The sequence below is a fragment of the Pseudomonadales bacterium genome, from assembly GCA_024234435.1.
Lineage (GTDB): Bacteria > Pseudomonadota > Gammaproteobacteria > Pseudomonadales > Porticoccaceae > JACKOF01.
In genome coordinates this window covers 26522-38705 of record JACKOF010000002.1, presented here as the reverse complement: position 1 = coordinate 38705, position 12184 = coordinate 26522, and the positions used below count along the sequence as shown (strand labels likewise).

The 12184-nt window shown below is 51.1% G+C and carries 12 protein-coding genes; 9 read left to right on the top strand and 3 right to left on the bottom strand.

The window, feature by feature from the left end:
• Positions 1 to 8: 8 nt before the first annotated feature.
• Positions 9 to 980, bottom strand: a complete 972-nt coding sequence (locus H7A02_10045) for a KpsF/GutQ family sugar-phosphate isomerase (GenBank protein ID MCP5172597.1) — start codon at positions 978 to 980, stop codon at positions 9 to 11.
• A gap of 78 nt (positions 981 to 1058) precedes the next feature.
• Positions 1059 to 2042 carry a calcium/sodium antiporter gene (locus tag H7A02_10040; GenBank protein MCP5172596.1) on the bottom strand — a complete coding sequence of 328 codons (984 nt, stop codon included), beginning with the start codon at positions 2040 to 2042 and terminating at the stop codon, positions 1059 to 1061.
• A gap of 213 nt (positions 2043 to 2255) precedes the next feature.
• Between H7A02_10040 and H7A02_10035 the strand changes: the two genes are divergently transcribed.
• The 9 genes from H7A02_10035 to H7A02_09995 all read left to right on the top strand — a co-directional run bounded on the left by H7A02_10035 (position 2256) and on the right by H7A02_09995 (position 10928).
• Positions 2256 to 2888 carry an ABC transporter substrate-binding protein gene (locus H7A02_10035; protein MCP5172595.1) on the top strand — a complete coding sequence of 211 codons (633 nt, stop codon included), beginning with the start codon at positions 2256 to 2258 and terminating at the stop codon, positions 2886 to 2888.
• Positions 2889 to 2944: 56 nt separating this feature from the next.
• A complete protein-coding gene (locus H7A02_10030; GenBank protein ID MCP5172594.1) occupies positions 2945 to 3181 on the top strand; it encodes a BolA/IbaG family iron-sulfur metabolism protein in 237 nt (78 codons plus the stop codon).
• A 72-nt stretch (positions 3182 to 3253) separates the two neighbouring features.
• A complete protein-coding gene (gene murA / locus H7A02_10025; protein MCP5172593.1) occupies positions 3254 to 4516 on the top strand; it encodes a UDP-N-acetylglucosamine 1-carboxyvinyltransferase in 1263 nt (420 codons plus the stop codon).
• Positions 4517 to 4546: 30 nt separating this feature from the next.
• Positions 4547 to 5164 (top strand): ATP phosphoribosyltransferase, encoded by a 618-nt coding sequence (locus H7A02_10020; GenBank protein MCP5172592.1) that lies wholly within the window; start codon positions 4547 to 4549, stop codon positions 5162 to 5164.
• A 3-nt stretch (positions 5165 to 5167) separates the two neighbouring features.
• Complete coding sequence (gene hisD / locus H7A02_10015; protein MCP5172591.1) at positions 5168 to 6508, top strand: histidinol dehydrogenase; 1341 nt, start codon at positions 5168 to 5170, stop codon at positions 6506 to 6508.
• Positions 6498 to 7577 carry a histidinol-phosphate transaminase gene (locus H7A02_10010; GenBank protein ID MCP5172590.1) on the top strand — a complete coding sequence of 360 codons (1080 nt, stop codon included), beginning with the start codon at positions 6498 to 6500 and terminating at the stop codon, positions 7575 to 7577. The genes hisD and H7A02_10010 overlap by 11 nt, the downstream gene beginning before the upstream one ends.
• A 450-nt stretch (positions 7578 to 8027) precedes the next feature.
• A complete protein-coding gene (locus H7A02_10005; GenBank protein MCP5172589.1) occupies positions 8028 to 8579 on the top strand; it encodes a PEP-CTERM sorting domain-containing protein in 552 nt (183 codons plus the stop codon).
• 239 nt (positions 8580 to 8818) lie between these two features.
• On the top strand, positions 8819 to 10291 hold the full coding sequence (locus H7A02_10000; GenBank protein ID MCP5172588.1) for a UDP-N-acetylmuramoyl-tripeptide--D-alanyl-D-alanine ligase: 1473 nt from the start codon (positions 8819 to 8821) through the stop codon (positions 10289 to 10291).
• A 28-nt stretch (positions 10292 to 10319) separates the two neighbouring features.
• Complete coding sequence (locus H7A02_09995) at positions 10320 to 10928, top strand: hypothetical protein (protein MCP5172587.1); 609 nt, start codon at positions 10320 to 10322, stop codon at positions 10926 to 10928.
• An 81-nt stretch (positions 10929 to 11009) separates the two neighbouring features.
• On the opposite strand, the gene H7A02_09990 is transcribed toward H7A02_09995, so the two are convergent.
• Positions 11010 to 12158 carry a trypsin-like peptidase domain-containing protein gene (locus H7A02_09990; GenBank protein MCP5172586.1) on the bottom strand — a complete coding sequence of 383 codons (1149 nt, stop codon included), beginning with the start codon at positions 12156 to 12158 and terminating at the stop codon, positions 11010 to 11012.
• Positions 12159 to 12184 lie beyond the last annotated feature (26 nt).

The window sequence follows — 12184 nt, the reverse complement described above, 5'->3', positions numbered from 1 at the left end:
CCTCTTGTTTACATCACGCCTGCGCGGAGAATATCGTGCATGTGCAGGACGCCCACCGGGTGATGCTCGTTATCCTCGATGACCAGAGCAGTGATTTTTTTGTCTTCCATTATCTTCAGGGCCTCAGCGGCAAGCATGTTCCGGTTGATGGTTGTGCCACCGCGGTGCATGGTTTTGCCGATAGGAGTATTGTTGATATCAATGTTCTGATCAATTGTGCGACGTAGGTCGCCATCAGTAAAAACGCCCAAAAGTTCATTGTCATCACTGACAACGGTTGTCATGCCAAAGCCTTTTTCGGTCATTACCAATAGCGCTTCACGTAAGGGCGTGCCCTCTGCGACTCTGGGTATTTCGTTCCCGCTGTGCATAATATCTTCCACCTTCAGCAGCAGTTTTCTGCCCAGCGCACCGCCAGGGTGTGAGAAAGCAAAATCCTCAGCGCCAAACCCGCGGGCCTCTAACAGTGCGATAGCCAGCGCATCGCCCATTACCAGTGTAGCTGTTGTGCTGGAAGTGGGTGCCAGCCCCAGTGGGCAGGCTTCGTTTTTGATACTGACATCGAGGTGTGCTTCGGATGCCTGAGCCAGAGGTGAACCTGGGTTGCCGGTCATACTGATGAGTGGAATACCCATGCGTTTGATAAGTGGCAGCAGCGTGATAACTTCGGCAGTAGAACCGGAATTGGACAGCGCGATGACCACATCCTTCCGGGTAATCATGCCCAAGTCGCCGTGGCTCGCCTCTCCGGGGTGGACAAAGAAAGCCGGTGTGCCAGTGCTGGCCAGCGTCGCTGCGATTTTGCTGCCGATATGCCCGGACTTGCCCATACCCGTGACAATTACCCGTCCCTGGCAGTCCATAATCAACTCGCAGGCACGTATAAAGTCAGCGCCGATACGGCCTTCAAGCTCGGTGACGGCTTCAGCTTCCATTCGAATGGTACGTTGACCAATACACACTAAATCGGTGTCGGGCATCAGGGTTTCCTGTGGGTAACGAATATCAGGTGCAGAGTATAACGATAAGATTCGGGCAGCTCCATTAAGGGGGTGGCGCTATTGGGTAGGAATCAGAAGCACGTAGTAGAGTGCGTACAAAACCAGTAGCACGATGCCCATGGCGCGGGAAAGGCGTGCAGGCCGTCCGGTTCTGCTGGATTGCAATAATGACCAACCAATGCCGCCAATCAGCACCAGGGTTATTGAGGCCATTGCCAGGTAATCCCGATAAAAGACAGCATTGCTCAGTGCTAATGGCGCAATAATGCCTGGCATGGACATCACAGCCATCAGATTGAACAGGTTAGAGCCGAAGATATTTCCCAGGGCAATATCGTGGTGTCCGCGAACGGCGCTCATCACCGAGGCCGCCAGCTCCGGGAGGCTGGTGCCAACAGCAACGACTGTGAGGCCTATGATCAGCTGGCTCACACCAAAGTGGTGGGCTATGGATTTGGCGCCCCACACCAGAATTTCGGAACTCACCAACAGCACACCGAGGCCGATGGCAAACCACATAATGGCGGCGGCTGTTGAAATATCCGGAATCGACTCAGCTTCTTCCATTTCTTCCGGGTTGGGGTGCTCTTTCTTGTAACGAACAGTCAGAATCAGCAGCGGAATCAGCGCCAGCAGCAGCATCCAACCATCGGTTCGACTGAGGGCGCCGTCAATCAGGCAGTAACCGGCAAACAGGGTTATGATCAGCAGTACCGGGCTCTCCTGCTGAATCAGGTGCTTTTGAACCGGAATGGGTGCAACAATAGCGGTAATGCCCAGAACCATACCGATATTGGCCAGGTTTGATCCGATGGCATTGCCTACTGCCATATCTCCGGCATCTTTCAATGCGGCGTTAATGGCGACGATAATTTCTGGCGCAGATGTTCCGATTGAAACAACAGTGAGGCCAATCACCATCGGCGCAATGCCGAAATTGCGGGCAGCCCCTGCACTACCTGTCACGAAGCGGTCAGCACCCCAAAGTAGCCCCAACAGGCCAAAAATCAGCGACATAAAGGCGGCAAACAGGCTTTCCATGAACAGTAGTCAATCTCGTTTTGAATGATGTGAATGTATTTCGAAAAAAGGCTGGCAATGGTATAGTGCGCGCCTTCCAAAGTCAGTAGTTTTCTTTGTGTGTGCTGTTGGATCGGGTGACGGCACCGGGCAGTTTTTTTTGTGTCCAATACTCTGTTGGCGATGGCTTCGGGTCAGCGCTCCCGTAGAGATTGAAAAAAGGAACAGGTAAACATGTGGATTAAAAAGGTTGGGATAACAGTAACTGCATTATGGCTTCTTGTTGCAGGTTGCTCGGCATCAGCCGTGGCAAATGATGAAGTGACAGCCCACGAAGTGGTTGAACAGATGACGGTCAAGCTGGTTTCTACCATCGACCAGTATCGTGTTGGTTTCGAGCAAGACCCACAACCGTTTTATCTGGCGCTTGAAGGTTTGCTTGATGAGGCACTGGATTTCAAGTGGATTTCCTACAACGTTATGGGCCCTTATCGGAAACAGGCAACACCGGAGCAGCTTGACCGGTTTGTGATGAGATTTCGGCGTGATCTGGTTGAAACCTATGGCGGGGGGCTGGTTGCATTTGGTCAACAGGATATCGTTGTGCTACCACCGAACGAAGATCTTTCAGGGCGCAGAACGGTTCATGTTTTGCAGGAAATTCGTGGTGAAGACGGCAATTACCCTTTGCAATATACCATGGGGCAGAAGCGCAGTGGCGAGTGGAAAATCACCAACGTGATTATCAACGGAGTCAATCTCGGTAAAACTTTTCGCAACCAGTTTATTCAACGCGCTCAGAAGTTTAATGGTGATCTGGATCGTGTGATTGATGACTGGAGTGTGTCGTCTGAAAGCGGTGCCTGAATGTCGCCGTGGAAAAAACGCAACATAAATTTTTAACAGTTATAAGGCCATGAGTGATGCATCCAGACCAGGTTAAGCAGTTGTTACTTGAAGAGTTTTCCGATTGTGACGTGACAGTAGAGAGCGATGGCAGCCACTTCAATCTGGTTGTTGTCGGCGATTGTTTTGAAGGGTTGCGGGCAGTCCAGCGGCAGCAGAAGGTCTATGCAGCTCTCAGCGAACAAATAGCCAGTGGCGCTATGCACGCAGTCAATATTAAAACGTTCACAACCAGTGAGTGGCAACAGCGGTAATTGCGACTGTTTCGCCGACGCACAAACTTTGCTCTAATGAAATCTGACTATTGCTAAACGTAAGGGTTGAGCATGGATAAATTGTTGATATCCGGGGGTGGCCCCCTGTCCGGAGAAATTCGTATTTCCGGCGCCAAGAACTCGGCACTGCCTATTCTGGCAGCCACGTTGCTGGTTGATGGGCCCGTTGTGGTTTCCAATGTTCCGCACCTCCACGATATCACCACCATGATTGAGCTGATGGGCTGTCTTGGTGTCAGTGTCATCATTGACGAAAAACTACAGGTGGAAGTCGATTCCAGCACGCTTCACAGTCATACCGCACCTTACGAGCTGGTGAAAACCATGCGGGCCTCGATTCTGGTGCTGGGGCCAATGCTGGCGCGCTACGGCGAAGCGAAAGTTTCCTTTCCCGGAGGGTGTGCCATTGGCAGCCGCCCGGTGGATCTGCACCTCAATGGTTTACGTCATATGGGCGCGGAAATTGACCTGGATGGCGGCTATATTAATGCGCGCAGTGATGGCCGTCTGAAAGGTGCCCATATTTTTATGGATATTGTCAGTGTCGGTGCTACTGAAAATATCATGATGGCTGCGGTGCTGGCCGAAGGGCAGACGGTCATTGAAAATTCTGCCCGGGAGCCGGAAGTGGTTGATCTCGCTAACTGCCTGAATGCCTGGGGTGCCGATGTGCGGGGCGCAGGCAGCGATACGCTGGTGATCAACGGCGTTGAGAGGTTAACCGGGGGAAGTTATCGGATCATGCCGGACAGGATCGAGACAGGCACGTATCTGGCCGCAGCAGCAGCTACCCGGGGGCGGGTTAAACTGAAAGACACCGACCCGCGTATTCTTGAAGCTGTTCTGCTGAAGCTCGAAGAGGCGGGTGCAAAAATCACCTGTGGCGAAGACTGGATAGAGCTGGATATGGAAGGGCGGCGACCGAAAGCGGTGAGCCTGAAAACGGCGCCATATCCAGCATTCCCAACGGATATGCAGGCACAGCTAACGACGGTGAATGCAGTGGCTGAAGGAGTGGGGCGAATAACGGAGACGATTTTTGAAAACCGGTTGATACAAACCCATGAACTGAATCGTATGGGTGCGAAAATTGACCTCGAAGGTAACACTGCTATTGTCGAGGGTGTCGAGCGCCTGAAAGCCGCGCCGGTCATGGCGTCGGATCTGCGTGCCTCTGCCAGCCTGGTGATTGCCGGCCTGGTGGCAGATGGCGATACGGTGGTGGACAGGATCTACCATATTGATCGAGGGTATGAATGTATCGAAGAAAAACTGCAGCAGTTGGGTGCTAATATACGCCGGGTACCCGGCTAACGGGGCAAGCTAAATGTCGGGAAAAGTCAGATGATTACCATTGCCCTCACCAAGGGTCGAATATTGAAAGAAACGCTGCCGCTGCTGGCAAAATCCGGTATCGAACCTCTGGACGATATCAGTACCAGCCGCAAGTTGCTGTTCGATACCAGCCTGGACAATGTGCGACTGGTGATTTTGCGAGGGTCGGATGTGCCCACCTATGTGCAGTTTGGTTCTGCCGACATTGGTATTGCCGGTAAGGATACGCTACTTGAACACGGCGGACAGGGACTCTACGAACCTGTTGACCTTGGCATTGCACGTTGTCAGCTGATGACCGCAGGCATAGTCGGCGTTTCTCCGCCAGCCGGGCGTATACGCGTGGCCACCAAATACGTCAATATTGCGCGTCGTTTTTACGCAGAGCAGGGCAGGCAAGTAGATCTGATTAAACTCTATGGCGCTATGGAACTGGCGCCCTTGATGTCGCTGGCCGATGAGATTGTCGACATTGTGGACACCGGAAACACCCTGAAAGCGAACGGCCTTGAGCCTCGCGAGCATATTGCTGACATCAGCTCCCGCCTGATTGTCAATCAGGCATCAATGAAAACCAAACATCTTGCTATTCAGAAAATTATTGATGATCTGAAGCGAGCGGTGTGAAGAATGACCTGTTCAGATGCTACTGTGATTAATATCGCTCGCCTGTGTGCAGGCGAGGCCGGGTTTGATGACCGGTTAAAGGGTTTGCTCGCCTGGGAAAGTGTTTCTGATGCTGCTGTGCAATCAACTGTTGATGAAATTCTGGATGCTGTTCGGGCGCGGGGCGATGCAGCCATACTCGAATATAACAACCGCTTTGACCGTCGTTCAGCAGCGTGCATGTCTGAGTTTTTGGTGAGCGATGAGCAGTTGCAGCAGGCGTTGGCAACTATTGATAACAGTCAGCGTGAGGCTCTGGCGCTGGCTGCAAAAAGAATTCAAATTTACCACCAGCATCAGAAACAGGCATCCTGGCAGTATCAAGAGGCCGACGGCACGGTGCTGGGGCAAAAAATAACACCATTGGACCGGGTCGGTATCTATGTGCCTGGTGGTAAAGCCAGTTATCCCTCTTCCGTTTTGATGAATGCGATTCCCGCAAAAGTTGCCGGTGTTGGTGAAATTATCATGACCGTGCCTGCACCCGGTGGAGAGTTAAACCCGATGGTGCTGGCCGCTGCTGCTATTGCCGGTGTTGACCGCGTTTTTACTGTTGGTGGCGCTCAGGCGATTGCTGCGCTGGCTTACGGTAGCGAAACGATTCCCCGCGTGGATAAGATTGTCGGCCCTGGCAATATTTATGTGGCTACTGCGAAGCGGTCTGTATTTGGTCATGTTGGGTTGGATATGGTGGCTGGGCCATCCGAAATTCTGGTGGTCTGCGACGGCAAAACGAACCCGGACTGGATTGCGATGGATCTGTTTTCCCAGGCCGAGCATGATGAAGATGCACAGAGTATATTGATTTCTCCGAACCGGGAATTTCTGGATCAGGTGCAGGCGAGCATGGAACGTTTACTGTCGGAAATGGAACGTTCATCCATTATCAAGGCTGCCCTGGAGCGCAGGGGAGCTTTAATTGAGGTTGAGGATCTGGCGCAAGCGGTTGAGCTGATCAATCAAATAGCACCAGAGCACCTGGAGTTGTCAGTTGCCAATCCTGACGAGCTGTTGTCTGACATTCGTCATGCGGGTGCCATATTTATGGGCCGTTATACCGCGGAGGCGCTGGGTGATTACTGCGCTGGTCCCAACCATGTGTTACCTACATCGGCAACAGCACGGTTTTCGTCGCCGCTGGGTGTTTATGATTTTCAAAAGCGCAGTTCCTTGATCCGGTGTTCAGCGCAGGGTGCATCGCAATTGGGAAAGACAGCATCAGTGCTGTCCCGAGGTGAAAGTCTCACGGCACATGCCCGGTCCGCTGAATACCGTATTTTGGATGAGTCTGTCGATGACCACTAATAGCGCGGGCGGCAAGTACTGGAGTAGCCTGCTTGATTCGCTGGAGCCCTATGTGCCTGGAGAGCAGCCCCGGCAGGACAATCTCGTTAAATTGAATACCAATGAAAACCCTTTCGGGCCTTCACCCAGGGCCTTGCAGGCAATGTCACAGGCAGTCAATGATGATTTGCGTCTCTACCCCGACCCTGATGCCAAGCAGCTCAAGCAAGTAGTTGCGGACTATTACCAGATTGACATCGGTCAGGTGTTTGCCGGGAATGGCTCCGATGAGGTGCTGGCGCATACCTTCAATGCACTGTTGAAGCATGATCTGCCAATTCTGTTTCCGGATATCACTTACAGTTTTTACCCGGTGTACTGTGGTCTTTATGGCATTCGTTATCGACAATTACCCTTGGCGGACGATTTCAGTCTGACTGTGCAGGATTACTTCCAGGCCAATGGTGGCATCATTTTCCCCAACCCCAATGCACCGACAGGGTTGCTGTTATCTCTGGCGGATATCGAAAAACTACTGAAAGCGAATACCGAATCCGTTGTGGTGGTAGACGAAGCCTATATTGATTTTGGTGGTGAAAGTGCAGTAACCCTGATTAATGATTACCCTAACCTGCTGGTTATCCAGACACTGTCCAAGTCGCGCGCCCTGGCAGGCATGCGTATCGGGCTGGCAATGGGTAATGCGAGCCTGATAGCCGCATTAGAACGAGTCAAAAACAGCTTTAATTCTTACCCGATGAGTCGCCCGGCGATTGCAGGAGCGGTGGCGGCTTTTGAAGACCAGACGTATTTCCAGCAAACCCGTCAGCTGGTGATACAGCAGCGGGAGAGCGTCACACAAGCACTCACCGAGCTGGGTTTCGACGTGCTGCCGTCCTCTGCCAATTTTGTTCTGGCGAGCCATTCTGGTCGGGATGCTGCCGGGCTTTCGGCAGAGCTGCGCCAGCGCAATATCATCGTACGACACTTCAAACAGCCGCGTATAGAGCAGTTCTTGAGAATCACTGTGGGTACGGAGTCTCAGAATAAGGCACTGATTAACGCCTTATCAGAAATCCTGTCACTTTAGTTTTTTTGTGTCGATACTTTTTACACTGGAAGCCTTGCTGTTTTTTTCTACCATTTTAATTCATTGAAAATAAAAGAATATTTTTTTTGGCACATAGTTTGCTAGTTTGCAATTGGTAACTTTAATTGCTGGTTGGCAGTCCCGTGCTGGAAAGCTTGGACTTTATGGTTTTAGGAGGATTCTAAAATGTTTGCTGGATTTAAAAAGATTGCCCTCGGAACGGCTTTGTTCGTGGGTGCAGTTAATTCATCATTTGCGGGTGTTGTCACTGTCTGGGGTGAAGCTTTAGGCGGCTTTAGTCAGAGCACCATTAACAATTTTTATAACGGATTGGTGGGGCATAGCTCCACTATTGCAGGTGGAACCCTGGATACGGTTAACCTGACGGGAACGGATCTTTTGTGGGCAACACAGCCTGCCAACGATTACACAGCCGCCGAGTTAAACTCCATGGCGACTTTCCTGTTGGGTGGTGGCCGCATCGCGTTCATGGGTGAGCACGGTACCTTCGGAGCCGCGCAGAATACCCGCATTAACGCCGCGCTAGCATTTCTTGGCAGCGATATTCTGATCAACAATGTTATTGTTGATTCCGGTTTCAGAAGCGCCAGCGTTGTGGATGGGCAGATTCTCTCTCACGCGCTCACCGAAAATGTTAACACTTACCAATACGCTGCCTTTGCGCCCTTAACCATTGGCGGGACTGCCGAAGCGTTGATGTTGGGCGAAGAGAATTTTGGCGGCGACATCAGTATTATGATGGCTTACCAGAATATCGGTCCTGGCAGTATTTTCCTGATTACTGATCAGAATGTTTGGGATAACTCTCCTAACTGGGGCGGCACTTTTGATAACGCCACCATGTTTGAGAACCTGCTGGAAGCTGAAACAGGTGCACCGCCCGTTGATCCACCCGGTGATGTTCCTGAGCCCGCTACTGTGTTGTTGTTTGGTCTTGGTCTGGCAGGCCTTTACTACGCAAGACGCCGTAGAGTGCTCTGATTTCCCAGTTCGAAGTGAAAAGAAAAGGCCCGGTGTATACCGGGCTTTTTTGTATCTGTGGTAACGACGTGGAAAAGCTGTCGGCGTGTGTGAAGTATATTGAGCTCCGTCAATTAGCGGTCAATCCGTTCATTGGTTTTGACGTTAATCAGGTATAATCCTGCCTGTATTATTTTCGTTGGGCGCTCTTAAAAATGGAGTTGCGCTTACACAGGACTTTTGATCAGGGAAGATTTGTTGTGCCAAACGGTCATGTTCCACGAACCCCGCTGCAAACAGTCAAAGCCATATATCAACGTGTTAAACGTAGTGGGGGTGTATCTACCAGCTTGTCGAGCCTGGAAGAGGGCGATGTTTTTTTTGCTCTTCCCGTTTATTGCCCTGAGTCCAGATTAAAAAGAATGGTGTGGGCAGTATGGGGGACTTTTGAGCTGTATTCGCCATCGCTGCTGAAAAGGCTCTGCGTTTTTTTTGCGTTTGGCTCAGACAGGTTTTCTCGATTGGCGGATCAACCTCTCAATGGTAATGTCATGGCGCCTGCCGCCATTGAAAAGGGGGCCAGCGTAGCGGTAGTCGACAGTTACCGGTTTCGAGGCCCGGAATATATTTATACGCCAAATGTGGAGCATGCTTTTTTAAACACGGCGACATACCACCGGAATCAACATGATATTGAGTGTATTGCCATTACCGGCTCTTGTGGCAAAACAACCACCAAAGAATTGATTGCGGCGGTTGCTGCCTGCAAACTTGAAACCTCTTCCACGCACGGGAATTACAATACAATCAGAGGAGTGGCTCACACTCTTTTTGACATTGATTCGCAGACTCAGGTTGCCGTGGTCGAAATCTCGTCAACAGGGAAGAACACCATTGCCCTGAAAAGCGAAGTTGTGAACCCTACTGCTGGAGTTATCACTAATATTGGCAAGGCTCACTTGGAAGGGTTTGGTAGTGTTGGTGGTGTTCTCAGGGAAAAAAGTCGGCTGTTTAATTTTTTGCAGGCAAAGGGAGGCGTATTTTTTGCTAACCTTGATGACCCTCACATTGAATCGTTGCCAGGTATTGATGAATGTTTCTGGTCTTATGGCGAGAATGCAATGGCCCGCATTCGAGGGTGTGTTCTGGAATGCGGGCCATTTGTTCGGGTGCGTTGCTCAACCGTTGATTTTGGTGATCCCTTGGATGAAGACCAGAGCTTTGATGTGCAAACACAAATGTTCGGCGCTTACAATTTATCTAATGTGCTTGCAGCTGTTGCTGTGGGGCGATATTTAGGAATAGATAATGAATCGATAAAGGCTGCTATTGAGGGCTACGTGCCGAGCAATAATCGATCTCAGGTGGTTCGTAGAGATGGCGCTACTTACATAGTCGATGCCTATAATGCGAACCCAACCAGCATGCATGCTGCACTAGATAGTTTTGCCAGAATTCATGGCGAGAAAAAAGTCGTTATCTTGGGAGATATGCTTGAGCTGGGTGGCAGCAGCCAAAAGGAGCATCGAGATGTTGTGAGGAAGCTAGGGCAGATGGATTTGACGTTTGTCGCTTTGGTTGGGGCTGAGTTCTCAAAGTGTGCAAGCGGGAGGGGATATCTGTTGTTTTCTTCATCGGAAGAAGTAAGGTCGTGGATGTCTACTCAGGATTTTGATGGCAGCAGTGTTCTGATTAAGGGGTCAAACAGTATGGGGTTGGAGCTCCTGCTCTAACGCTAATTTGGGAACGGATACTTCAATATTGAAAAAATCTATTGTTCTCTCGTTACCAATTGCTCTGCGGTTAAAGTTCAGGGTGAAAGGGTTGAGTTATTTTTTACGCAGCCAGGGTGTTAACTGCAATATCAATCTTCATTACAGAAAGTCGACTGTTGCTCATCGATGGAGCACGGCTCACAGTATTGCTGTTGGCAAAATTGCCATGAGGTCTTTGCGAGAGCTAAAGGATGGCTGTGACCTTGATGGTAACAGGTGGTTTTCGGATGAATGGGGAGTGGGTGTCCCGGATGATGCAAAGGCATCGGACTGCGAGGCTGTACTGGGCAATGCCAGAGCATTGGGTGCTAATGATTTGGCTTACGCGGAAGAAGGGTATGAGGCAGGAGACCCGCGCCGGTTTCCCAATGTGCCGGATATCCCTGTTTCGAATCATGTGTGTGGGCGGGCTATAGATTTGAATGTCGACTGGGGGCGTCTGGGCGGCCCTTGGAGTAAGGGCGCAAATGAACTTGTCAGGCAGTTTGGGCTGAAGCGGCCATATGCGGATGAGGCATGGCATGTGGAGCTGGATGATGAGAAGAAACCGGGTTTCGGTGTGTTTCATCTGATCAGGTGGGTAACGAAGTCTTAGGTGCTTTGTGTGCTGCTGGCGTCAATGTATCTGGTATTGCCCGTAATGTCCGGCGAGAGAGTCAGATTGAGTTTATGCCACTTAGTTTGGTGTTGGTCGAGTGCCTGCCACCGCCATAACATTGATTTCTTCTCCATCGCGCCATACTTCCAGCTGCACCGGATCGCCCGGCGAAAGCTGCGCAATAAGACTCATGCTCCGGTTGTTATCGCCCGCCCAGCGATTATTGATGCGGGTGATAATGTCTCCGGGTTGAATGCCAGCCAGTTGAGCCGGGCTGTTGCCTTGAATGTTGGTAATCAAGAGGCCCTGTGGTGGGTTGAGGCCCAGGCGTTGAGCCATTTGCTGGCTCAATGGTCTGGCTTCCACTCCCAGCCAGCCCCGGATGACACGGCCATATTGAACAATATCTTCCAGAATCTTGATGGCTGTATCGGCAGGGATAGCAAAGCCGATGCCGACTGAGTAGCCGGTACGGTCGAGAATGGCTGAGTTTATTCCCAGCAGGTTGCCAAAGGCATCCACCAGTGCGCCGCCGGAATTGCCGGGGTTAATCGCGGCATCAGTTTGAATGAAGTTTTCAAAGGTATTTAAACCCAAACCATTTCTGCCGGTAGCGCTGATAATGCCCTGGGAGACAGATTGCCCGACTCCGAAAGGGTTGCCTATTGCCAGTACTACATCGCCTACTTTTGCCTGAGAAGGATCACCAATGCTGATAGGCGTGAGATTGTCTGCTTCTATTTTAATAACCGCAAGATCGGTTTCCGGGTCATTGCCAACCACCAGGGCTTTGGCTTCCCGGCCATCGTGTAAAAGTGCAATTATCTGGTCGGCACCGGCAACTACATGGTTGTTGGTTAGTACATAACCTTCTTTGCCGAGGATGACGCCAGACCCGAGTGACGATTGCATACGCTTTTGCTGAGGCAGATTGCTGCTGTTGAAAAACCGCCTGAAAAAGGGGTCGTCCAGCAGCGGGTGTCTGGCTCGAGTGATTTCTTTCTGGGTGTATATGTTGACAACAGACGGTGCTGCTCGCCTGACCGCTTCCGAGTAGGAGATTGGGCCTGTCCAGCTGGCGCCATCGGGTGCCAGCTCATCGGTTACTACCTGATCCCGGTTGTTTTCCAGGAGCTGTGGAAATAGCAGCAGAACAACGGCAGCAGCCAGCAGCCCACTGATAGTGGGCCAGCCAATGTAACGGATGAAGCGTAATAGATAAGACAAATTGGTCCTGAATCTGGTTGGTGGTC